This window comes from Erwinia aeris (assembly GCF_041224955.1).
GTDB lineage: Bacteria > Pseudomonadota > Gammaproteobacteria > Enterobacterales > Enterobacteriaceae > Erwinia > Erwinia aeris.
Genome location: NZ_JBGFFX010000017.1, coordinates 43,559 through 67,096, shown reverse-complemented (window position 1 = coordinate 67,096; position 23,538 = coordinate 43,559). Strand labels below are relative to the sequence as shown.

Annotated in this window: 25 protein-coding genes and 2 pseudogenes; 18 read left to right on the top strand and 9 right to left on the bottom strand. The window is 50.0% G+C overall.

What is annotated here, in order from left to right; genetic code table 11:
- The first annotated feature begins 31 nt into the window (after positions 1–31).
- The 5 genes from copC to copM all read left to right on the top strand — a co-directional run bounded on the left by copC (position 32) and on the right by copM (position 3,947).
- Positions 32–412, top strand: a complete 381-nt coding sequence (copC, locus tag AB6T85_RS21675) for a copper homeostasis periplasmic binding protein CopC (RefSeq protein WP_369896653.1) — start codon at positions 32–34, stop codon at positions 410–412.
- A gap of 4 nt (positions 413–416) precedes the next feature.
- Complete coding sequence (gene copD / locus AB6T85_RS21670) at positions 417–1,349, top strand: copper homeostasis membrane protein CopD (RefSeq protein ID WP_369896652.1); 933 nt, start codon at positions 417–419, stop codon at positions 1,347–1,349.
- A 28-nt stretch (positions 1,350–1,377) separates the two neighbouring features.
- A complete protein-coding gene (locus AB6T85_RS21665; protein WP_369896651.1) occupies positions 1,378–2,058 on the top strand; it encodes a heavy metal response regulator transcription factor in 681 nt (226 codons plus the stop codon).
- Entirely contained in the window at positions 2,055–3,452 is a 1,398-nt protein-coding gene (locus AB6T85_RS21660; RefSeq protein WP_369896650.1) for a heavy metal sensor histidine kinase, read from the top strand. The genes AB6T85_RS21665 and AB6T85_RS21660 overlap by 4 nt, the downstream gene beginning before the upstream one ends.
- 144 nt (positions 3,453–3,596) lie before the next feature.
- The gene (copM, locus tag AB6T85_RS21655; RefSeq protein WP_369896649.1) at positions 3,597–3,947 is read left to right on the top strand and encodes a CopM family metallochaperone; all 351 of its coding nucleotides are present in this window, start codon (positions 3,597–3,599) and stop codon (positions 3,945–3,947) included.
- A gap of 230 nt (positions 3,948–4,177) precedes the next feature.
- Here the strand turns inward: copM and AB6T85_RS21650 are convergent, their stop codons facing one another.
- The 4 genes and pseudogenes from AB6T85_RS21650 to umuD all read right to left on the bottom strand — a co-directional run bounded on the left by AB6T85_RS21650 (position 4,178) and on the right by umuD (position 8,021).
- Positions 4,178–6,304 carry a tyrosine-type recombinase/integrase gene (locus tag AB6T85_RS21650; RefSeq protein ID WP_369896648.1) on the bottom strand — a complete coding sequence of 709 codons (2,127 nt, stop codon included), beginning with the start codon at positions 6,302–6,304 and terminating at the stop codon, positions 4,178–4,180.
- Positions 6,304–7,281, bottom strand: coding sequence for a tyrosine-type recombinase/integrase (locus AB6T85_RS21645; protein ID WP_369896684.1), 978 nt, complete (start codon positions 7,279–7,281; stop codon positions 6,304–6,306). Before AB6T85_RS21645 ends, AB6T85_RS21650 begins: the two co-directional genes overlap by 1 nt.
- A gap of 85 nt (positions 7,282–7,366) precedes the next feature.
- Positions 7,367–7,594, bottom strand: a pseudogene (locus AB6T85_RS21640) (Y-family DNA polymerase); the annotation flags it as partial.
- Positions 7,578–8,021 (bottom strand): translesion error-prone DNA polymerase V autoproteolytic subunit, encoded by a 444-nt coding sequence (gene umuD, locus AB6T85_RS21635; RefSeq protein ID WP_369896647.1) that lies wholly within the window; start codon positions 8,019–8,021, stop codon positions 7,578–7,580. The pseudogene AB6T85_RS21640 and the gene umuD, both read right to left, overlap by 17 nt.
- A 267-nt stretch (positions 8,022–8,288) precedes the next feature.
- Between umuD and AB6T85_RS21630 the strand changes: the two genes are divergently transcribed.
- The 13 genes and pseudogenes from AB6T85_RS21630 to AB6T85_RS21570 form a co-directional block, all read left to right on the top strand.
- A complete protein-coding gene (locus tag AB6T85_RS21630) occupies positions 8,289–8,633 on the top strand; it encodes a hypothetical protein (protein WP_369896646.1) in 345 nt (114 codons plus the stop codon).
- A 2-nt stretch (positions 8,634–8,635) separates the two neighbouring features.
- A complete protein-coding gene (locus AB6T85_RS21625; RefSeq protein ID WP_369896645.1) occupies positions 8,636–10,048 on the top strand; it encodes a baseplate J/gp47 family protein in 1,413 nt (470 codons plus the stop codon).
- 7 nt (positions 10,049–10,055) lie between these two features.
- Positions 10,056–11,117, top strand: a complete 1,062-nt coding sequence (locus tag AB6T85_RS21620) for a phage tail protein (protein ID WP_369896644.1) — start codon at positions 10,056–10,058, stop codon at positions 11,115–11,117.
- 95 nt (positions 11,118–11,212) lie between these two features.
- Positions 11,213–11,662, top strand: a complete 450-nt coding sequence (locus tag AB6T85_RS21615; RefSeq protein ID WP_337016493.1) for a phage tail protein — start codon at positions 11,213–11,215, stop codon at positions 11,660–11,662.
- Positions 11,662–13,398, top strand: coding sequence for a phage tail fiber protein (locus AB6T85_RS21610; protein WP_369896643.1), 1,737 nt, complete (start codon positions 11,662–11,664; stop codon positions 13,396–13,398). Before AB6T85_RS21615 ends, AB6T85_RS21610 begins: the two co-directional genes overlap by 1 nt.
- Before the next feature lie 2 nt (positions 13,399–13,400).
- Complete coding sequence (locus AB6T85_RS21605) at positions 13,401–13,928, top strand: tail fiber assembly protein (RefSeq protein WP_369896642.1); 528 nt, start codon at positions 13,401–13,403, stop codon at positions 13,926–13,928.
- Between the two features lie 5 nt (positions 13,929–13,933).
- A complete protein-coding gene (locus AB6T85_RS21600) occupies positions 13,934–14,227 on the top strand; it encodes a hypothetical protein (protein WP_369896641.1) in 294 nt (97 codons plus the stop codon).
- Between the two features lie 134 nt (positions 14,228–14,361).
- The gene (locus AB6T85_RS21595) at positions 14,362–14,670 is read left to right on the top strand and encodes a holin (protein ID WP_337016485.1); all 309 of its coding nucleotides are present in this window, start codon (positions 14,362–14,364) and stop codon (positions 14,668–14,670) included.
- Positions 14,671–15,117 carry a lysis protein gene (locus AB6T85_RS21590; RefSeq protein ID WP_369896640.1) on the top strand — a complete coding sequence of 149 codons (447 nt, stop codon included), beginning with the start codon at positions 14,671–14,673 and terminating at the stop codon, positions 15,115–15,117.
- Entirely contained in the window at positions 15,110–15,748 is a 639-nt protein-coding gene (locus AB6T85_RS21585; RefSeq protein ID WP_369896639.1) for a defense against restriction DarA-related protein, read from the top strand. The genes AB6T85_RS21590 and AB6T85_RS21585 overlap by 8 nt, the downstream gene beginning before the upstream one ends.
- The gene (darA, locus tag AB6T85_RS21580; RefSeq protein WP_369896638.1) at positions 15,741–18,416 is read left to right on the top strand and encodes an antirestriction phage head protein DarA; all 2,676 of its coding nucleotides are present in this window, start codon (positions 15,741–15,743) and stop codon (positions 18,414–18,416) included. The genes AB6T85_RS21585 and darA overlap by 8 nt, the downstream gene beginning before the upstream one ends.
- Complete coding sequence (locus AB6T85_RS21575) at positions 18,416–18,814, top strand: hypothetical protein (RefSeq protein WP_369896637.1); 399 nt, start codon at positions 18,416–18,418, stop codon at positions 18,812–18,814. Before darA ends, AB6T85_RS21575 begins: the two co-directional genes overlap by 1 nt.
- A 71-nt stretch (positions 18,815–18,885) precedes the next feature.
- Positions 18,886–20,178: pseudogene (locus tag AB6T85_RS21570) on the top strand (hypothetical protein); the annotation flags it as partial.
- A gap of 59 nt (positions 20,179–20,237) precedes the next feature.
- On the opposite strand, the gene AB6T85_RS21565 reads toward AB6T85_RS21570, so the two are convergent.
- The 5 genes from AB6T85_RS21565 to AB6T85_RS21545 all read right to left on the bottom strand — a co-directional run bounded on the left by AB6T85_RS21565 (position 20,238) and on the right by AB6T85_RS21545 (position 23,266).
- Complete coding sequence (locus AB6T85_RS21565; RefSeq protein ID WP_369896636.1) at positions 20,238–20,444, bottom strand: hypothetical protein; 207 nt, start codon at positions 20,442–20,444, stop codon at positions 20,238–20,240.
- Between the two features lie 51 nt (positions 20,445–20,495).
- Positions 20,496–20,780: a hypothetical protein gene (locus AB6T85_RS21560; RefSeq protein ID WP_369896635.1), complete on the bottom strand. Its 285-nt coding sequence runs from the start codon at positions 20,778–20,780 to the stop codon at positions 20,496–20,498.
- Positions 20,781–20,920: 140 nt separating this feature from the next.
- Entirely contained in the window at positions 20,921–21,331 is a 411-nt protein-coding gene (locus tag AB6T85_RS21555) for a hypothetical protein (protein WP_369896634.1), read from the bottom strand.
- A gap of 234 nt (positions 21,332–21,565) precedes the next feature.
- The gene (locus tag AB6T85_RS21550) at positions 21,566–22,060 is read right to left on the bottom strand and encodes a glycoside hydrolase family 24 protein (protein ID WP_337016473.1); all 495 of its coding nucleotides are present in this window, start codon (positions 22,058–22,060) and stop codon (positions 21,566–21,568) included.
- Positions 22,061–22,159: 99 nt separating this feature from the next.
- On the bottom strand, positions 22,160–23,266 hold the full coding sequence (locus AB6T85_RS21545; RefSeq protein ID WP_369896633.1) for a hypothetical protein: 1,107 nt from the start codon (positions 23,264–23,266) through the stop codon (positions 22,160–22,162).
- Between the last annotated feature and the right edge of the window lie 272 nt (positions 23,267–23,538).

The following is a 23,538-nucleotide window of genomic DNA, read 5'->3' as shown; positions in this document are numbered from 1 at the left end:
GTTAATTCTAACAAACAAGACAGGTATGAATATGAAACGTAATTATGCTGGCTACGTCATCGCTGTTGCCGCCTCTGTTGCTGCTTTTGCCGCGCAGGCGCATCCGGAACTGGCTTCTTCTGTCCCTGCTGATAAAACGCAGGTGGCAGCGCCTTCAAAAGTGGAGCTGCACTTTACTGAGAATCTGGTCACAAAATTTTCTGGTGCACGTCTCGTCATGACCGATATGCCCGGCATGTCCTCTCATGCCCCGATGGCGGTTGCGGCAAAAGTGGCCGCCGGTGGCGATCCGAAAACCATGGTGATCACGCCGGCCAAACCTCTAGTGCCTGGCACATACAAGGTGGAGTGGCGTGCGGTATCTTCCGATACACACCCGCGCACCGGCAACGTCAGCTTTAGCGTGAAATAATACCATGAACGATCAGACTTTTATTGTCATCCGCTTTTTCCTTTACCTTGACCTTATGGTTCTGTTTGGGCTGCCTTTATTCGAACTGTATGCCGTGAAGGGAACGCTTAAAAAATCGGTGTCTTTATTCAGCGTCTGGTCGTTCTTCTTTATTCTGATATCCGCCGGTATTGTTCTGTCGCTGGCGAATATGCTGCTGGTCGCGCAGGCGATGAGTGGCGTGACCGACGCAGGTGAAATCACGCTCCACATCATAGAGATGGTTATCGGTGAGACTGCGGTCGGCCTCAGCTGGGTTATCCGGCTTGCCGCACTCGTCCTGGCCTTCATCGGACTGGGCCTGCGCCTGCGCAATGCCGTTCTGTCGCGTTACGTTCTCACGCTGTCAGGAGGCACAGCGCTGGCCACCCTGGCATGGGGCGGCCACGCGGCCATGAACGACGGTATGAGCTACTATCTGCATCTGCTGAGCGATATCATCCACCTGTCGGCAGCCGGTGCATGGGTGGGCGCGCTGACAGCCTTTGCCATTCTGTTATGCATCAAAAAGGCGCAGAAGGCCAGCCACGTCCGGCAGCTTGCGGAAGCCCTGACGGGCTTTTCCCGGGCCGGCACGGTGATTGTGCTGAGTATTGTCATCACCGCCGTCATTAACTTTTTCTTCATTGTGGAAGACCCGGTCAACTCTTTGCCGGGCAGCCACTACGGGTTGCTACTGCTAATCAAGACAGGCTTGTTTTTCGTCATGCTGTTGCTGGCTGCCGCGAACCGCTTCCGGCTTGCGCCGGCACTGGAAAATGCGCTCAGTCAGGGCCACTATAAGACGGGTATTGCGCTGATGCGCAAAAGTATTATTACAGAGTTCAGCGTGTCTATCCTGATTCTGGCGACCGTAGCCTGGCTTGGCACGCTGTCGCCCGGTAACGGTATGGCGTAACGACACTCAGCTGCAGGGCCCTTATACCATGACCACTCTTCTGATCGTCGAGGATGAAATTAAAACCGGGACTTACCTGAAACAGGGTCTTCAGGAAGCAGGGTATGACGTCACCCTTGTGAATGACGGTCGTCAGGGGCTGGAGCACATCCTGCAGCAGCGCTACGACCTGATTATTCTTGACGTTATGCTGCCCTCCCTGGACGGCTGGGACATTCTGCGGCAGATGAGAATGGCCCGCCACGAAGAGCCCGTGCTGTTTCTGACCGCAAGGGATAACGTCAGCGAAAAAATCAAAGGCCTGGACCTGGGAGCCGATGACTATCTGCTCAAGCCGTTCGATTTTGCCGAGCTTCTGGCCCGTATCCGGACCCAGCTCAGGCGTAACCGCTCTCTGGCATCCGGCATGTATGAAATAGCTGACCTGGTGATGGACATATCCCGCCGGAGCGTCAGCCGTTCCGGCAAAAAAATTCATCTCTCCACAAAAGAGTTTGTTCTGCTTGAGTTGCTGCTGCAGCGTCGCGGTGAAGTGCTGCCAAGAAATCTCATCTCCTCCCTGGTCTGGAATATTAATTTTGAGAGTGATACTAACGTAATTGATGTGGCTGTCCGGCGGCTGCGCAGCAAAGTGGATGATGACTTCAACCCGAAGCTGATCCATACCGTACGCGGCATTGGCTACGTACTGGAGATACGTGAAGAATGAAGCGTAACTGGTCTCTGACTTCCAGACTTAGCCTGGTCTTTGCCGGTGTCATGATGTCCGTCTGGCTGCTTACCAGCGTTCTGCTGGTTGCCGCGCTGGGCAGTTACTTTCGCAGCCAGGATCTTACGCTGCTGACCGGTAAGCTTGAGCTGGCTACCGAACTGCTGGAAAGTGAAGCCCGTACCGGAAAGCTTGATACCGCGGGGCTTGCCCGCAAGCTTGCCGACGCCATGGTGGGCCACAGCGGACTTTATCTGTCGATCAGGACTGCCGATAATCAAATACTCGCCGCCTATTTCTCTCCCGGCTTCCCGGTTCCGGCTGAGCGCTTTGCCGGTGAGCCCCTGAAGCTGAACACCCTGCAGACGGTGGAGGAAGACGGCTGGCGCTATAACGTCATGATTAAAAAAATCGGTGCAGAGAACGCGGGCAGGCACCGGGACGTGCTGATAACAGCCGCCTACGATACTGGCTTTCATGATGAATTTATCGGCCAGCTGAAAGAGTGGCTGATGTGGCTTAACGGGGGACTGATTTTTCTTTCTGTCTTGCTGGGCTGGCTTGCCACCCGCATCGGACTCCGGCCGCTGAATGAAATAAACCGGCTGGCTTCGGCTATTACCGTTAATAATCTCAGTGAGCGCCTGCCGGCCCGACACCTTCCTTCGGAACTTATGCCTACCGTAGTCGAGTTTAACAGCATGCTGGAGAGACTGGAGGGCTCTTTCAGGCGCCTGTCAGAGTTTTCATCTGACATAGCCCATGAGCTGCGCACTCCCGTAAGTAACCTGATGATGCAGACGCAGGTTGCCCTGTCCCGGGAGCGTGACGCTGCCAGCTACCGGGAAGTGCTTTTCTCAAACCTGGAGGAGCTGGGCCGGCTTGCCAGAATGAGCAGCGACATGCTGTTTCTGGCAAAGTCTGAAAACGGGCTGCTGGCGCTGGAAAATGAGATTTTTTCCGCAAAGGCAGAACTCGAAGAACTAATCGAATTTTTCGAGCCGCTGACCGCTGAAAACGGTAAAACCCTGACGCTTGAAGGGGATGCCAGCATGAAGGGCGATCGTCTGATGCTACGCCGGGCGCTGAGCAACCTGATAACCAATGCCATAAAGTACTCTTCAGACGGCGCGGCGATCCTGATCCGGGCTGAACAGCAGGCCGGGATGGCGTTTGTTCACATATCTAACCGTACAGAAGCCATTACACAGGAAAATCTGGGCCGGCTTTTTGATCGCTTTTACCGGGGTGACTCGTCCAGGCAACATAACACGGACGGTGCCGGTCTGGGCCTTTCCATCACGCGTGCCGTTGTCCAGGCTCACAATGGCACGCTGCAGGTTTTTCTGGACGGTGACATCGTTACGTTTACGGTAAAAATACCGGCAGCATGATTTACGTTGATGTGCGCTTTCTTCAGGCTGTCGCCCGTAATAATTCTGAACTGCTTTAAATCAAGGATTTCTTTCCCGGTTTTGTGAAACGATCCCGGGTGCTTAACTAAACTGAAGTCTCTTAGCCCAGTAAAGGAATGGATCATGAAAAAATTACAGACAGCCCTGGTTTCCCTGCTGGTTGTTCTGCCCGTTGCGGCTATGGCCCAGAAGCCGGATATGAAGATGACGCAGGACATGCATATGTCCCCGGCGTCAAAAGAATACATAGCCGCCATGCAGAATATGCACCGCGGCATGATGGATGCGATGAAGGAGCAGGATACAGACAGGGCTTTTGCCAGAGGTATGGCAGAGCACCATAAAGGCGCGATAGCCATGGCCGAAACAGAGCTGAAGTACGGAAAAGATCCTGAAATGAGAAAGATGGCTGAAGATGTCATCAAAGCACAGAAGGCTGAGATTGAGCATCTGGAAAAATGGCTTAATAAATAGTTTACAGCTGACACCAGAAGACTGTATTTCAACCGACCGGCAGGGCCCAGAGAGGGCCTTTATCTATCTTTTTACAGGCAGAAAAAAGAAATAATCCAAACCGGAATGACTGCGGCAAAAAGAGGTATGGCTCAGCGAATAAGCTTTGACTGCTGGCTTTCTGTTACGAGGCAGAACTCACGCACTGTGCTGCTACTTACCTGAGATAATATGCTGTCCGGACAAATGTTTTACCGGATGAGAACCTTACCGCTTTTTCTCAGAGCAGCCTCCAGTTTTTCCGTATCTCCTTCCACGACGGCTCTCTCGTCAACCGTCAGCGGCACCTCCTCCAGATATCTTTTTACGGACGCCTTACTTTCGAGCAGAAGTCCTCTTGCGCTCTGTTTTGGCAGATTAAAGTCGCAACCGATGCACGCCATCCGGTGCGGGCAGTTGCTCCAGAAAGGATTCATACAGTACGAATCGCCGAGATCATAATATATTGCCGGACCGGTGAGGCTGACAGCATCCGGATCATGGTCAATCAGCACGCTCATCATATGCGCGACCCGGTCCGCCTTCACAAAAGAAGCTGCCAGCTGTGTCGGGCGTATACGAATATAATGCATGGTGGACTGCGGCGAAGAGTGACCTGACCACTGCATCAGCTCGTATAACGACATGCCCTGAGGAACACTGGCCAGTGCAGTCACGGCCGATGCACGCCCCCGGTGGCTGGTAATGGGGCCCCGGCTGTCTTCCTGCGGCATTCCCGCTCTGGCACAGAGAACCGGAATAACCGTGCGGTTTATTATATCTCTTCCCACTGCTTTGCCCCGAAACTGAAACAGAAAACGGACCTTTTCACCGGTGCGCTCATCTGTCAGAGCCGCCTGCTCTCCTGGTCGTTCTGCAAGCCAGATATCGACATACTTTTTCACTGCAGCAGAAACCGGTTTAACAAAGGCTTTAGAGGTCTTGCCAGCTGGCACGTTCAGGTAGCAAAGGGTCCCGGCAGGAATGGTACTGCCGTCGTCCCGGTTAATATCTTCAGACTGTGGGATAATGCAGCCTGCGGTCAGGCGCATCAGTTCATTCTGACGCAGCCCTGCATGTGTCCAGATGACCGCCATAGCCTGCAGCATAGACAGGGGATAATGGATTTCACTCAGCAAATCTTCCTGACGCAGATTCAGGCTTGCCCAGACCAGTTTCAGCCAGACCGGATCATCAATAACCCGGGGACTGACGCCCTGACGAAACAGCGGCGTATCAGGCGTCGAGAGATGACGGGACGGACTGAATTTCAGCCGTCCCCATCCCCAGTTTTCGTAGTCAATCATAAAGCGGCGAACGGCATACACAAAACCGGCGCGGGAGTTTGGAAGCATGGGTTCTCCGGAACGGGAAGACCGGCGCGTCCCCTGTGCCGTGCCCAGAGAAAGTTCACCGACCTTCATTCTTCCGACTGCCGCAATGAAGCTTGCGCAGATCTCCATTGTCCAGTCGGACGGCTCGCGTATTTCCGGATGCTCCCGGGCGAGCCACAGGCCGCAGCGGAGGATAAAACTGTACTGGCTCTCTCTGGATCGGGGACGAAGCACTGAGGTTTCTCTCCACCGCCGGCACCATGCTACCCAGGCCTGTGCGATGTCTTCTGTCGGTTTTTCGCGCCACTCCTGGTAATTGCGCATACGCACGGGGCTTTTGATGATACCCATTGCGGCAAGCGCATGCGAAACTCTGCCCACTGTCCTTGCGATCCCGCGATCATGATATTTCTGCGCGCGCCACAGGAGATCAGTCGTGAAGCTTTCGAGCTGAGGATTACTGTTCATCATCATCAGTATGCCCAGCAGGGCTGACAGCTGGTTTTTCTGGTTCCTGCGTTTGTATCCCAGTGAAACCAGAGCTTCCGTCAGCCGGTTAAGTTCCTGTGTGAAAAATTCCCGGCCATAGATGGCACAGGCGTACAGCGACGGGGCACCATGATGCGGCAGATCGAACGGTGAGGGGAACGAACCAAGATGGAAGGCAAAAGCCGCAATGAGGGGCCTGCCTGAACGGTGCTGCTGGCACAGCGCCAGCCACTTTCCTGATTCCCACAGCCCGCAGGGTTGCCCTGTCCGGTGTATTTCCGCCAGAACGGCAGAAATGATAATCCTGACGAGTCTGTCACTGGCGCCGCTGCGGTCGGCAATATCCTGAAGAGGCCGCAGTAAAGATGACAGCGGACCCTGCTGGCTCAGAGCAGAGGTACGTTTGTGCCCGGTGCTTAACGCCTCGCGCTCTTCAGTGTTTAACACATTATTCAGCTGATAGTCTGAACGACTGAAAGGGACATAAATGTTATGAGTTCCTGTTTCTGCTTTCATCACACTGCCCCCGCCTGAAAGATAAGCCCTGCGATCTTCCGGTCGGTTTCAGCGACGGCAGCAGCCATGCGGGCAGCCATATCCGTTCCCGACAGATGAATATAAATTTGTGTGGTACGCGGGTCCCTGTGCCCTGCATACGTAGCCAGTTCATGCAGTTTCCATCCGGCCCGTGCCAGATGAGTCAGCCGGAGGTGACGAAAAGTATGCGTGGTGATGTCTGGCTGATCAGTCTCTGTCGCCCATTTCCGCACGGTTTTACTCCAGCTCCAGAACGAGAGCGGAGCGCCGTAATTACGGTCAGAGGCGGAACGGAACAGAGCACCGCCTGACAAGCCTGCCAGCCGTAGCTGCCGAAAATGGTTTCCCAGTACCGGCGCAACGTCAGCGCTGTAGCAGACCATTCTTTCCCGTCTGTTTTTCGTCGTCTCTGCGCGGATGCGTATCAGGCGTTGAGCCAGATCAATGTCCTCAAGCCTCAGAGCCGTCACTTCCGTGCGCCGGAGCGCGCCATAATACGCCAGAGCAAGCATCAGCCGGTCACGCAGAGACGCGGCAGAAACGTGTTTCAGGAACCTGAGCCACTGCCCGTCATCGGGAATAACGGGGAGGCGGGTGATACGTGGGACCAGGCCACGCCCGGTATAAATGGCACCAGGCAAACCCGAACGGGGTAACGGGTTGAGACTGCAAATATCCTGGTAAATCAGAAAGTCATACCAGAGGCGAAGAGCTGAAATGCGCAACTGGAGTGTGGCGCTGGCAACGGGTGACGGCATATCAGGGAGCTGAGGGCGGATATATCCTGCAATGTCTTCAAAGGAAGCCCTTTCAGGAGCAATATCGTGTATTTCACAGAAGGCAAAAAAATGCGTCAGGGCACTTCGATAGGCTTTAATAGTTGCGCTGGCTCTTCCTAAATTCGAAAGAATTTTAAGCCACTGTTCAGTCAGCAGAAGTGCAGATGCGGAATGCATGGTGATGTTCACGGCCTTCCCCTTTCAGCTCATAACAACTGATTAAAGTTTATACCGAAGATGTTGCATTCCACTTAACTTACTAAAGCGCATAATTCGAAGAGAAAACGTGAACGCCATTCTGTTTAAGGTATTGGCCAAACTTGAAAAGAGGTGCGCCCATAGGGATATTTAGCCTTTTTGCTTCAGCTGAGCGTGCAATCACGCATCCATCGTTATTTGAAGCAACGACAATCGGCTTTCCCCATAAATCGGGCCTAAAGACTGCCTCACAAGATGCATAGAATGAATTTACATCAACCAGGGCGTACATTTCGACGGCTCGCGGCGGGTGAGATTATGTAGGTTACGACACCAAATATATGTAATGGGGTCGCATCATTAATATAAATTGGCCTGTATGCGGGATCCATTGCCACCAGCGAGAGGCGAGGGTGCTCGACAAGATTTCTCACTTTGTACTCTCCATCTACGGCCGCAATCACTACATCGCCATGCCCTGCAATCTGAGATGAGTCGACGATCAGCAAATCACCATCATAAATTTGCGCCTCAATCATCGAATCGCCTTCAACCCTCAGAAAATATGTGCTTGCGGCCTTACCAACCAACAGCTTGTTAAGGTCGATGCCAGATTCTTGATAATCGTTTGCTGGAGACGGAAAGCCTTTAGGCTTCAATCTTTTGAATGCAGTCAGCTCTGTGTCATCCGGTAACATCTCGTTTTCGTGAAAGCTCATTTTTTAAACTAAATCCACTGTTGTTATATACAGTATTAGCGTTTTAACTTAGAGATCAAGTACTACGTTAAAACCTACGTCTATTTGTCTATTAGTAAATCGTAGTCTTTACCACTCGCATGTGCTGGAGATCTGCGCCAGCGCCCAGCCGTGATGCCGATTTAGTCTCGCGCCCCATACCTAAATCACCACGGACACCAACCGTTCCTGATTCCTCACTTTGGTTAAATTAGCCGCCTTAAACGAGTTGCTTATCAGGGGGTGACAGTGAACGAAATAGACAGCCTGCTACGCGTTACCGGGGAGGGCGTAAGTGTCAAGCTGGGAGATAGCGAGGCTCAGGAGGCACAAATTGAAGAATGGCTTCATACCCCACAGGGGAGCATTTACGGCCTGCCCGGATGGGGGAATCCGCTTCAAAAATATAAGCATGAGCCAATGAACACTTTCACGGAGGTAGCGATCGAGAATGACATGGTGACATCTCTTAAACGCGATATTCCCGATGTGGAGTTAACAGGTATCAGGATTGAGGCGATTGAGAAGGATCTGTTTTATCTGACGATTGGTCTGCCGTCGGGCGATTACAGCACTGGTTTACAAAAAGGTTAGGTATGACAACACAGGATTTATACGAGAAATTTAACGATCTGCTTTTACGTAACAGCTGGTGGCAGAGGTTCGTTAATAGCCAATTCATAAAAATGTTCGCGGTCATGGGAAGCCAGATAATTTATGCCGCGCAGGTTGCCGCAGCAAAAGCCCTGACTGAAGGCTTTATCAGCACTGCAACACGCCGATCCTCGATCCTCGCAGCAGCTGAAGATAAAGGATATGTCGGTCGGTTGATAACTCCGGCAACTGGAACGGCTAGGGTTACAAATAAGACCGCAGAAAGTGTAGCGCTGCCGTTATACAGCACGCTTATTTCTGACGCGCAGTACCCGTATATGCTGATGGAGCCGCTCACTCTGGTTGCTAATGAGGTCAGATCAGGTGTGGCCATCAAACAGCTGGAAAGGCAGCGGATTACCGCCGTCGTAGATAATGAGACAGAATTCTTATCCCTTACCCTTAGTAAAGAGCTGACTGCGCGCTGTGCCCAGATTGACGTCTATGTGACAGAAAAGGGGAAAGAGATCCTGTGGAAGCATAACGCGCAATTCAGGCTCTCGAAAAAAAATAGCCGTGACTACGTGATGTTTTACCGGCCAACAGAACAGATCGGTATCCGCTTTGGTGACGGTTCTATTGGCAAAATGCCGGGGGAAGGGGAAAGCATTTTGATCGATGTCTGGCTGAGCGACGGTGACATTACGCTGGTCCAGGGCCAGACTTTAGCGCCGACTGGTGATCACTCCAGCCTGGCTAATAAAGTGCAGTTGGTAACGGACTCGCCGGTTACAAATGGTGCAGGCTTCGAAACAACCGAAGAGACTCGCAACCGTGCGCAATATTACGTGGCTTATGACGAGCAGGTTGTATGGGGCGGCGACTATAAACATTTTTTACGCACAGTAATCTCAGGTATGAGCTGGGTTAACGTCTGGGGAGAAAGCGAACAGGAAGCCCAGGACGGACACAAATCATTAGCCAACATCAATACCGTTTTTCTCTGTGGCCATAAGCCGGGAATGTCCCAGGATGAAATTGGCGCCGCGATGTTATCAGCACTAAAAAATGTACCGAACGAGCTGAATAAATCATTCAGGCATGTACCCACAAATGAAAAGCCCTTTACCATTTCCCTTTCGGGGATCGCCACTAAAACGATCAATCTCGAAGAGGCAAAGCGCAAAATCCGTAGCGCACTGGAAACCGGCGCTGGCCGGGACTCAAAGGCATCTGACTCTCAGAGTGCCGAAGATTTTAACCGCGTCACGCATAACAAAATCTGGGCACTTGTACAGGAAACCGGCCTGTTGATGTCATTCAATATATCGATTACGGGAATGTCTGAGATGGTCGGGCTGAATGATTTTGTTTATCTCGATGTAGAGAATTCAACTATCGAGCTGAGGTATTAAGGCCGATATGCAAAAAGACTGGTTCAAAGACCGACTTATTCCGGCTAAACAGACATCAGAGTTGTGGTCTGGTTTTGCTAACGCGGTGCAATCGCTAATGGAAAGCGCCGTGTTGCCCCTTATCGAAAGAACGGCCAACCGGAAATCCCTGTTCTCGATGGACAGCGAAGCTATGGACCTGCGGATTAAAGAGCTGGGACGCTTTTTCTACATCAACGAGGACTCCAGCGCATCGTTACCCGTGCTACTGCAACAGCGTCTCGATGAAATACATTTCAAAGGTACGGACCGGCCAATCGAGTCGACGCTATGGCGAGAGTTCAAAAATCTCGCGGCTGACTGGAAACCACTGTATGCGCCAGTCGATCAGGAAAGTTACCCTTACGGCACTTACTTTGTTACTGAGAACGAACTGGAAGCCGCCAAAGCAAAATATGGGGGATTTTTTCTGACATCGCGGGGCCGCATAAGTGTTGCTCTAAATGACGTTTACGATACGTTCTCAGACGTTAATCCAGAAGAGGTGCTCAACGAGTTCATTGCACAGTTTAAATTGGTTGTAGAGCCGCTCATACCGCTTACGATCGTGTTTGATGGTATGGGCTACTACCTGACCTATGAAGTGACTGAAAGAGTTATCAGTTTTACGCTTGTGGCGCTCGCGACTGAAATAAGGGATGGCACCTGGTATTTCCCCTCTCAGAAATCTGCTATTTCGCTCATTACGTTTGAAACCGCACAGCAAGTAGAAGGCACACTAGCGACTATAGACCGCCCATTAGATACGCCAGTTTTCCGGCTCGATAATCATCGCATCGATAGTTGGGGGCTGGACGTGATTGCTGCACCACAAATCAAGCCTGTTGCAGGAAGAACAGACGGCCGTTTAATTGTGGCTGATGGCGTGGCCACGCTTCAAACGTTAGGCTTTCGCGGGTGCGTGGTGGAATTCACGGACGGCACGCTTTCAGGCTTCAACTTTCCTGACGGAGCAAGCAGCGTATTATTACCCATTTCTGCAAGCCAGGCGGCGGCAATTAAAACCATTCTCTTCCGCGATAGTTACTGACCCCTCCAGCCCGCCGCGTGGCGGGCTGTTCATCGTTGCCATAACTCACTTTTTTTAAACTTCTTCGTCTGCCCATACGTTTAAGGTGAATTTTTATGGCTGCTATTAAAGCAGTAACGGGCGCGGGAAAGCTGTTCCGCGCCGCGTTGCTCGATTATTTCTATACGCGCCGTGCTGAGTCAGAAATTGGCGTAGGTACGCGCTTTAAGTATGTAAAAGCGCTTTTCGGGACCTCAGCCCTGGTTACAAAAAATCCGGCTGGCGGCTGGGCTGTAGCCGAGATCCCCCCGACTTTTACGGTAGGCGATTTAACCGGGAAATTTGCTGAAGTGGGCCTGATCTGTACCGCCGATAACGGGCTGATTACCGTCACAGCCACGCTTCAGGATTCCGTGTTACCGGCTAATATGGCATACGATTTTAATACGCTGGCGCTGGTTGACGATGATGGACTTGCGTTCGCGGTATTGTGTTGTCAGCAGGACACGCTCTATCAGGGTAAGGCTTTCACAGCCAAGCTCACAATTGACCAGAGGGCGGATTAATGGGCGCCGTAACCGCTTTGGGCGGAGTCTCTGTCGTTGCGCCTAATGCACAGTCCGGGCTGGTGGCTGATGTGCAATATTTTGAGCAATTTGGATCGGCGGCATTTAACCGTAAAGCATTCGGCATTTTCTCCGCAGGCGTATATCGCGGCTATACCGTGACACCGGCAAATGGTCTGAACGTGACAATTGGGCTTGACGGCGATCGGCCGGGCGTTGCATCTGTCTATGTCGATAATTTTCAGATAACGGTCCAGCTACTGACTGAGCAAACACTTCCCCTTACCGCTGGTAAGCAGAACTTTGTGATCCTTGAAGCCGTATACGGTCAGGGGGTACTAACACGTCAGGTAGATAATTCAGTAGCGCAGGAAGCGGCAACACTTCGCGTAGTATTTGCAGAGTCCGACATCCCAGCCAATGCTATTGAAATTGCGCGCATTACGCTTGAGGCTGACGTGCAGAGTGTTACGAAGGAAAAGATCGACACCACTAAACGTCATCAATTTCAGGTTTCCTTCGAATCTACGAATGACATTAATGACGGTGCGGATAATCGCCTCCTTACCGTTAAAGCAGGTAAATCGTTTTTGCCGCTTAGTGGGGGCACGGTTACAGGTAAATTAGTTGTAAAAGGGGGGGTAACATCAGAGGGCTATTTATCTGTAAAAGATGCCGGTGAATTTGAAGGTTCCGTTAAAAGTAAAGGGGAGTTCATCTCAAACGGATTTAATACCAACGGTAATAACTTTCGCATGGTATCCGAGAAGTATGGTGTGATTCATAGGAATGACGGAGTTGGTTTTTACATGCTTGCCACAAATGCTAATGACGCATACGGCAATTATAATTCACTACGTCCATTCACTATGGAACTTGCAAGCGGATTTGTGACTTTAGGCCACGGAGCTAAAGTACAGGGGAATTTTGAGGCCGCAAATGCATCAACCTTGAAAGGTTCCCTGACGGTTTCGGGCGCTGCTGCGTTTGCCAGTACGGTAAATATTTCAGGCTCATTATCTGTGGCAAATAAAGTTAGCATTGGCAGCCCACCAACTGGGAATTTTTCCTCTAACCTGAGTTCCATTAATATTGGTGACAATGATTCTGGTTTTATATGTCCTGGCGACGGCCTGCTTGATTTGTATTTGAATGACGCTAAGTATATGGGGTTTGACATAGCGAATCGGCGTATTTATGGTGAGGGCGAGTTTATTACTAATCAGGCGAACGGCTACCGTATCCTAAGCCCGAATCAAGGAGTAATTCATCGTTTTGATGGTTCGACTTACTACCTGCTATTTACTGATGTAGGGAACCAATACGGCGGGTGGAATGGTTTACGCCCGTTTGCGGTTAATGCCAGCAATGGTGATGTCACATTGAACCATAATGTAAATGTCGGCAATACATTAATGGCTGGTGGCGAGCTTCAGGCTAATCACGGCAACGTTCGTATAGCGGGTGATGGTAACGTATATGGAAGTATTTGGGGTGGATGGATAAATAACTGGATACAAGGCAATTTTGTCCAGCGCGGCGCAGGCGATGCTGTACAGGATATGCGTCTCGCCGGGGAAGGTGGTGGTATTCTTAATGGCACATTTAAAGCGCCAGGGGGATGTGTAATGACCGGGTGGTATACGGAGGGTTCGAGTCCGGGCGGAGATACTATTTTTTACCGTGCCATCCAAAAGTGTGTAAACGGGAATTGGTATACTATAGGGCAGTTATAAATATGTTAACACTCAAGAATTTATCCGCTTACATTCCCGAGTATAAAGACCTTATTATGCCGGACGCTCTCTTTCTTCAAACTGATGAAGGTTTTGATTGGTATTATCATTTGTTAAAGTTTTCAGAGGATACTGTTAAAATTGCTTACGACACTAATGGTGTAGTGCGGTTTATTGAAAAAGAGGCCGCTGCAATCTGGCCGCATAATCTTTCTGTGACTGAAATTGACTTAAGCAATGTTCACCCTGATGCGGATGTGTCGGGTAATTGGACATTTGATGGTGTTGCAGTCGTGCCTCGTACTTATAATTCCACGGAAAAACTAAAGTTAGCACAAGATAAATGTGATGGCCTGATTTCCTCTGCCCGGTTGCATATGAATGAATGGCAGAACGACTTAATGCTTGGCACTATCAATGATGAAGATAAAAATAGATTATCCGCATGGAATAGTTATGTAAAAAAATTAAAAGGGTTAGACCTTTCTTTGATTGATGAAATCCAATGGCCTGAAGCACCACAGGATTGAAAAGAGTGACTAAGGGTGAGCCGAATATGAATTTAGATGATGAAGATATAGTACCAACGGTTTTTGTGCGAAAAGCACTGTTGCTGGGTACGCCGCTGCTGGTACAAAGCATTTTAACCATGCCTGATACGTTTACTATGCCGGGCTATACGCTTGTGCCCCTGGAAGACACAACTGAATGCGAACCGGGCATGATCTACAATGAATCAGAAGGAACGTTCAGCGCATATGTCTCACCAGAGCCGATAAAACCAGTTGCTACTGCGCATGAGTTAACGCCTGAAGGCCCTGCACAATAGTCCCTTTATAACGTCGAATAAATCCCATTTCGAGGGGCCATCAGGCCCCTTTTTTACACCTGCAATTCCCGATCGTTTCCGCAAAAGTCACTTTTGATAACCTCGCGCCGCAGCTAACTGATGGAGGAAGGATTGTGTACAGCAGCACAAACACAATCGCTATTGCGGCGCTGCTGTCCCTGCTTAGCGGTATCGCAGTTTTTTTGCAGGGGGTGCGAGAGGAAAGGATTAAGCGCGATTGGCTCAACTTCTTCACTGAGTTAAGCGTGGCGCTTATTTCCGGGGCTACTGCGTATTTTGCGGCGGTTCACTACCAATGGGAACAGGCGCTTCTTTTCCTGTCGGTACTCCTGGCGAGCAATAACGGTCGTGAGACAGCAACGAAGGGGAAAGACATGTTTCTACAAGCCATACAGGCGATATTTATTAAGAAGGGGGTCTAAGTGATCCGGGGATTTTTTTTAGGAATTGTGATTGCGGCGGCGCTGGCCGATCGCTTTGGGTTGAAGCGCAAACAGGCGGTTATTAGCGATATTGGCGCTGAGGAATATCGAGACGATGACAATGTAATTCGTTTTCCTGTCGGCTTCAAAACTACACGGTCGAATATCAAGGGTGCGCAGGTCGAATACTGCCTGCGCGACCAAAACGATCCATCAACAGTTATCCCAGGGAAAACGCGCTCACTCTTTTTCTCAAAGAAAGGCGTAACCCGTGAATACCTGTTTTTCAGCCGAAAATACCTTAAAGCAGGAGACTGGGTTTTGCAGGTGCGCATGACGCACGGCGATTGCCGGGTAAATCCTCTCTATCGCCTTTTCCCTATCCAATCCACACAGGAAAAAAATTTCTATCTGCCTGATGAAAGGGTGGTGGCCAGCGATGATTAATCTTAATTCGAAGAACGGTAATCAATATCACCTGTTGGATTTCGCGAATCTTAACGAGCGCGGCCTGATGCCTTTGAAAAAAGCTATCGAGCTTAATGGCGTTGAGATTGCCAAAGTGTCACCGGCAGGCACGGCCCGGCGAAAAGATGGCGTGGCGATGCGCACATTCGGCCTGAAATTTATGGATGAACAGGAAGTGAGCGTACAAGTAAATGAAACCGGCGACGTCTCTGCTATTAACCTGAACAAAAAAGCCGTCCCATATATCGGCGCCAAAAATCTAAGTGAGTTGGCAAAGGTCATCGCCAGCGCGATTCAGGTTAATTCTGTGGCATTTGCAAAATCGCTGGCGCGCAAGCTGGCCCGTGCAGAAAAGCCACAAGGTGGCCAGGCGAAAAAACCGGGCGTCAAATCCAATGCGCAACGGCTGGCAGAGCAGAGTGAGCGGATCGATGCGGCAAAAGCCAGCATTGTTACTGCGCAACAGTTTTATGCAGAACGTGAACAGAGCGCTGTAGCAACAAAAAAACAAATCGAATCGGCGCAAACCGAGCTGAAGTCTGAGCAGGCCCGTAACCGCCAGCTAAAGGGTGAATTAGAGTCTTTGCAGGGGCAACATCACGATGAATAATCCATATCATCCAATTAACGGCTTTGCCATTTATGACCGCGCTGATTATGACGTGAAGCCGTTAAGCGCGGCGCACATCGATAACCTGATGTCCGATGATGAAGACGCGCTGTTACTTGAGCCAACAACGCTTGAAGATGTCGAGCACACTTATCTGGGCGAACACCTGGCCGATGCCGCAGAGACGGCAATGTTTGAAGCAGTAAGTACCACAAAGCAACGTCTGGCACAGACTATGCGTGCTTTTGTCCGTGTCTTAAATCGCGGTTTGAACGGCACGGGAATTACGGCTGGTACGCACGATGCTGGTACGGATGAAACAGGCCTGGCCGTAGTGGGCGGTGCGCAAATTGGTAATGTGCGTAAGGTTTCAGGCGTACCAGTGATGGCGGCCAAAATCCCATGCACTGATGGCCAGAGCGTTTCGCTAATTTTTCATAGTCCCACTTCTGACGGCAATAAGCTGGCTGGCAGCGACGCGCTGGTCGCGTTTAAATTCCTGCTTAACAAGCGCGACGTAACGCATGTTGTTGCGCCTATTGGCGGTCGTGATATGTCGTTAGATCAAACGGCACAGAGTCTGGCCAATCTCATTGAGCGTAATTCGGCAAAATTTCAAAAGCAGCAGGATACGCACAAAAAATTGAAGGCAAATGCTGAGAGTGCTGAGGACGAAGCGAATAAACTGGAAAGTCAGGCCGCTGATGAAATGGCCAAAGCTGATGCATTACGAGATGCTCAACCTGCGTTGAATGGCGAACTGGATAAAGCTAACTCAGCACTGGCTCGCGTTAAGAAATCCAATGCCGATCTCGAACAGGAAATTGCCGCTTTTAAAGCACAAAAAAAAGCTTTGCAGGCGGACCAGGGAAATGAAGCTGGCGTACCTCCGACCGCCGCGCAGCCGGATACGCTGGTAGAAGCAGGCAAGTCGAAGGCCAAGCCGAAGCGTCTGGCAGCGCGCGCATATGAGGTCGTGAAAGGTCGAGATATTGCCGGTAATCAGACCGGAGATCATGGCAAAGTTATGATGGCCATTGAAGGCGAACCGGACTTCATCGCATTTGCGGGCAAGCACCTGGATAAAACCATAGGTGGAAATGCCGACTATCAAGAAGATGGCAAGCATGAAGGTGAGATCGCTTACTTTTATGTGATCGACCGAAGTGAGAAAGCCTATTTCATGCAAGAGTGGAAATCAGCTAAATCAAACTGGCAAAGCAGAACGACAGACACCCCATCAACAGACTCACACATCGCCACCAGCCCAGCACCGGATGCGGCCGCATTGTCAGCCCATACTGACCGTGACAATCTTAAAGCCTTTGTCGGCGCGAGCCGTGACCTTACTGATGCCTATGATTTTTATCGTTGGTTTTACCGGACAATGGGCACTGCCTCCGGTGTAAATCCAATGAAGCGACCGGGCGAAGGTGCGTTAAGCATGGATGACTGGATGGCCCGCCTACAGTCTGCATTCCCTGATATTAAGCCAGAAGGCGATGTTGAAGGGAATCAGACAGCGCAGCAGGCATGGTTTAGCGCTATTTACAGCGACATGTTCCCTGTGAGTAATGCTCAGGAAAAGGCAAATGCGCCAGCCACTACCGGCAACGCTGATGATGCGGCAACATCAAATCTGTTTTTTTACGGTATGAAAGCGCGCCCGGACTGGAAGCCGCGCGGAGCGGTTGAGCAATATACACCAGAAGAGTCAGCTAACCTGGCGATCGTCAAGCATAAGGAGATTAAGCAGAGCGGCTATCGTTGGGGCGTTGTGGCTTATGCAGAACCACTTAGCCAAACCAAAATCGATGATTACGAGCTGGTAGATTTCCAATCGATAATGTCACCCTCAGAAGCAAAGGCGGCATGGCAAACCCTGAACGCGCTTATCGCAAATTTTAAACGTGATAACCCTGATGCTACGGACAAAAAGTTTATTGGCCAATATATCAAAACTAACGCGCCGGATTCCGACAAGTTATCTCAGGAGGTTAAAGACGCGGGCGGCGCAATGAACCTTCTGCGAGTAATGGCTCGTGCCGATAGCAAAACAACTGTAGAAGTCTTTGCCAGCCTTTACCAAAGCGTACCGGCAGCAATTAAGCCGGAAGACGCGGCCGCCGCTGAAATGGAAACGGCGGTAAACGAGCCGCAAGAGCAGGTAGAAATACAGCAGCCCAATACCGGCGCTGAAATTTTAGGTCAGTTAGTTGGATGGGCTGATGATCTGGTAAATGCATGGGCTGAAGCCCTGGGTTATGACAGCGGCCAGCTGGATGAAATCGCGGGATATGTATCAGCACATGCATCGCCTGAATATCTTAAGGCGGTTGAGAAAGCAATGGTGACGGGCAAGCCAATTCCAATGGTTAAAGATTTAGTTGTAGCGGCTGAACCTGACGCGTCAGCTGTTGAGGAAGAAGAGGGCGCTGAAGTGAGCGAAGCAGATAAAGCCGCAAAAGTTGGGATTGAGTACCTTACAGGCCTGTTGTCTTTCCAGTCCGGGAACCCGGCAGCGATTGATGCCGAAATGGCCAAAGTAGAAGACATCGCCGCTGCGCTCGCCAATGCCGGTAAAATGGACGAAAACGAAGACCTGCTTAATCAGGTTGCCGATCACCTGGTCGCTTTGTCAGTGACTATCGCGCAGGGGGCTAACTGATGGCGTTAGGCGCGATGGATAAAATCAGGCTGGGGCGCCAGCTAAACAGCATGATCCAGGACTCAGCTGAGGCTACCGGTCTGCGTAAAATTACGATTGGCCGTCAGATCAACGCGCTACTTATCCAGTTAGGATACGGCGGCCCGCCTGCCAACCCGGTAAATGCTTCAGAAGCGCAACCGCAGCCAGCTGAGGGTGGTGAGAATAAGCCGGTAGACAGTAATCAACCAGCTATCGTAATGGCGTTTCTCAATGGCGATTTCAATAGTCAGGAAAGCGGGGAATTTACCAGTACCCTCACTCGCCTGGAGCCATATCTCAATGTCTTCCTGACAATGGAAGATGTGGTTGCTGGTGCATCTGACTGGCTACGCGAGAAATACCCGGAAGCGGCCTAATAATTTTTGCCCGGCGCAACGTCGGGCGTTTTGGTGTGACTATGCAGCAATCCGTTTTAAAACAAATTCAGATGGCGCCAACCTTAAAGGCGCTGATCGGTGTTATCCGCCAGGCATTTAACAGTGGCCGTAGCTCGTTCGTTGTTACCGGGAAAGGAGATGAGGTTAAAACCCGATTCAAGCTGGTTGATGCAAGGGACCTGACCGTATCAAATCACCAGGATGGTCGAATAAACGAGAACTATCCCCAAGAACTACAGCCTCGTGACCGAACACGTTTTTCCAGCAAATTACAGGTCAACAATATTTCTCGTTCGCTGCGACCGGCGCAGCTTACCGATTCCGGCTTATCCAGTCATGGCTCGCCAATAATTGGCCCGGATAACGTGGTTGAGTCAGGCAATGGACGAACAATGGGCATAATCAGGGCTTACGCAGAAGGTAAGGCGGACAACTATCGTGAATTCCTCATTCAAAACGCTCGCAGCTTTGGTATTTCGGCCGCAGAGGTGAAATCCATGCAACGGCCCGTATTGGTTCGTGAACGGCTTACAGAAGTGGATAGAGCGCAATTTGCGAAAGATAGTAATTTATCAGACCTGCAAGAGATGTCGGCCAGCGAAAAATCCTTTGTGGATGCGGAGAGTATTACGCCTGAGATGATGCAGCTGTTTCAACCTTCTGAGAGTGGCGATCTGCTGGCCCGGTCTAATGACGCGTTTATTAGAGCCTTTGTTATGCAGATCGGTGCTACAGCGGCGGCGGGCCTTCTAACAGAAGATGGCAGGCCTACGCGTCAGCTAATCGACCGGCTACAAAATAGCATTTTTGCCAAAGCCTATAAGGATGAACGCCTGGTAAAAATGGTTTCTGAAGAACCCGACCCGGACATGCGCAATGTATTGACCGCGCTGAACACGGCCGCAAACGATTTTGCTCAAATGCAGATCCTATCAGGTGACATTCATAAGGAAACAGTAAGCACGCTGGTGGATGGGGCCGAGGATGTGGCCAGCCTCGATAAAAAAGCGTTAGGTGCCTTGAAAGGGGCTGTTGATCTCGTTCGCCAGGCTAAGGAAACAGGGCAGCATATAAGCGACGTCATCGCACAGATGGGCATGTTCGAAAATGCCTCTGAAGAAGCTAAGGCCCTGGCGCTGTTTATCGTGCAAAATAACCGGTCGGCTAAACGGATGGGCAAAGCCTTTAAGCTTATGGCCGATAAAATTAATGCTGAATTAACACACCAGCAGCAGGCTATGGGCGATATGTTCGGCGGCGGGGAGGTTTCCCTTCAGGATATTTTGCGCCAAGTTTCGGACGAGTTAGAAGCTGAAGGTGGCACCGGTATCGGCGGCCTGTTTTAGTAAAGAAAACCCGCCATGCTGCGGGTTTATTCAAAGGTACTTTCCAGGGTGTTCTGTTACACACCGGCGCGCAGCATTCGGCCTAAATCTTCATTTTTTTTGGTCGTTTTACTGATCAGATCGTTAGCAATCCAAAACTTGCCTTGCGTGGTGATCTCACAATCTCGACGCACCGCGCGGCGGTCTTTAGTAAGCTTAAACCCCTTAGATAAAAGGAGATTCCGGTATTTTTCAAATTGGTTGCCTTGAGCAATCGTCATCATGTTTTAGCCTTTTTGTTAGGAAATTCGAACTCTAAATACTTCGTAAAAAGATTAGGGCGTTATCAAATTTTGCCTTGCCGGTGCAAGCGACCGTGTGTTTTGGAGGATAAGCCCCACAACATGGGGATCTTTAGCCAGCCTCTGCAAAAATGCACATGCCCCTTCAATACCATTGCCTTCATAACCCAGCGCGCAAGCATGACGGACGACCTGGCCCAAGATGGCCTTTTGTACTTCGATCACACAATAAGCCTGGCGTAATAAGTCCGCATTGATGGGATCTTTTTTTGCTAACCCCCATATACGGGACGATACAGGCAGTGTTACGTTTTCCATTGTCGACATTCCTGATAATTATCTATTAGTAAAATAGACATTGGTAAGGGAATGTACACCGGAAGATATGTAAGTACAATATTTGTTAGATAAATAGACATAAAAACCCGGCGTAACCGGGTTGGGGGAGGGAATATTACTTATTCATTAAGAGGATTAGCGTAAGGCCATGCTTCAAAAAGTGCTTCGGGTAACAGCTCCTTGATACGCTCCGGCGACTGACGCGCTTCACCAGCCAGACCAGCTTTATAGCCATTTTCAAATCCTGCTATAAACATTGCATCGGACCGGGTTTCGATAGCTACTCGCCGCCATCCTTCCATCAAGTCTAAGGCCATCAGCACATTATTGGCGTTAAAAACTTCATCGGCTTTGTCTAACAGGGCCGCAAAATCACGGGGGATAATGTCGGCACCTTCTTGTTCGGCCGTCTTCAAAATGATCTCGTTGGCCAACTGTCTCATTTTCAAAAGGATGTCATAGCTCCCGTTTCTCATAGTCCCTCTTTGTCGCTTTGTTAAGGTTGCATCGCTCTTTTCTGCATCAGCCATAAGGTTAACCATCAGTTAATGCCAAATAATTATTAATTAGATTAACGATCACAATTGCAGCGCATCCCTTTTGAACATGCCAATAAATTTTCTATTAGAAAAACAGATTAAGAGTTACCTGAGAGGTTTGTACAGCTAGATAATCATATAATTACATGATTATAAGAGGCAATGATGCTGAGAGGTGTGATAAGGGCTGTGGGCAAAGAGAAGGGGACAATGCCCCTTCAGCAGTTAAACGACAGTGCCGCCAAACTGGATAAATTTTGCCTTAACAATTTCCAAAGATTTAGTCGGTTGACCGTGTGGAGAACCTGGCAAAGAAGCCCAAATGTTACAGCACTTCTCGGCAAAGGCAGTCATATCGCCACGATCGACATCTGCCAGGGCTTTACGCTCGCGGATAATTTGTAAAGCCAGTTTATCCTGAGATTCAGGACTAAAATCCGGCAGCCCAAGCTGCTTTTTATAGGCTGGCCACCAGCGCAACATTTGCTGATAACGTCCAGCAGCATTAGATGTTTGCCCTGACTTACACCATACCTTTGAAGGTCGGCCATTGGCGAAGGGGTGATCTTCATAGTTGGTGAAAATCTCTCCCTTTTCACCCAACCCGGTAACGATCACGTCATAGCCATCGTTGCGAGTCATTGGGTTCGTGCTGGTCCCTTCGCAAAAAGCGATTACATCCAGGGCCGCTTTGCGGTTTGCGATAACAATTTCGGACATTGCTCAAATCTCTGTCATACCGGCTTTATTGCCGCCACGTATGCTATGAAAAGTGAGTTATTGGTCCCTTCAGCGCTGACAGCACATGAACCTTGCCTGTTAGCGGCAAATTTTCCCTTTGAGCATGTCATTCAGGCCCTGAATGTGACCGCGAATGACTTCTGGATCGCGTTGAGCGCTCGCTTTTGCACTTTCTAAGGCGGCGTCATGCTCGCGGTTCGCTGCATCCATCCTTGCATGGTTAAAGCCCGTCATCGGCTTGCTAAATGGCTTGCGGAATTGTGGTTTAGCCAGATTGCGACCTGTATTCCAGCCCATTGCAATGAGTTCTTCATCTGAAGTTACAGAGGCCCGCTCAGCGTGTTTTTTCCGTGCATGGCGGCTACGGATTAACTGTGCCTGTTCTTCATCGCGTTTCTTACGCGTTTCGATTAGGGCTGCGTTTGTTAATGCCCTGCGCTCTTTGCCCGTCAATGAGTCTTTTAAAAAAGAATGAAACCATTTCGAGCCTGGGCGAGTAAGGTTTTTATTTTCTTTTTCTTGGTTTATCTCTTCTACTTCTTGTGGGTCACATTGACCTGTGGGGGTAGGTACACTCTGTCCTATGGGGGGAGCTTTAAAAAAAGCTTTTGCGGCATCAAGGCTTAGCACCCGACGAAGCTTATTTTTGAAAGGTTCAAGTGCGGTATCTACCAGCCGTGAGATCTCCTGCTGCGCCATCGAGCGTAAGCCCTTAATCTGCACACTGCTCAGTTTCTCAGTAAAGAATGAACGAGCGGCCGCAATAAAAGATGGATTGAAGGTATAAACGTTTGGCTGGTGGCCTTTGATGCTGTCAGTAACGGCAGTTCGCACCATGATCCCACTGGCTTCAATGACTCGCATGTAACGTTGAACGCTTTTAGTGCAAACCCCAGCTTTAACCGCCATTGTCGCTTTACTGTAGTAGATTTGATAAGCCTCTGAAGCAGCCGCTACGTTACAAATTTTGGTTAAAAAATCTGCCGCTGTGCGGGTGATAAAGCGTGACGCCATTTGCCGAACAAAGAACTCAAGAGCGATCCCTGTGACATTGCCTGCACGAATAAACGGATTGATCGAAGTTCTTGATTTTTTTACAGCTAAAACAGGTTTTTCTTGGTCGGGAATGTTGTCTGAAGGGTTGTGCTGGGATAAAATTGCGGGCATGGGCATTACAGTGTTCATATAAACCTTAGCAACGGGTTAAAAATTGCTGTGCGGCTGGCAGGCCAACAACAGCAAGCAGATTTAGTGGTTCTGCGTAAGAAACGTCAGTAAACCTGGCGTTTTTTTTCGTCCCAAATTTGAAGCGGTCTGGGATCTCGCGAACGGGCGGATCATATTTGTCTATTAAACTAATAACAAACTATTTGTTGTTAGTTTAATACCAGATGGCTGTTTTATCGGCGATTTGATGGGCTGGTAAACAGAGATTTTTGTAACCCCTGATCACATGA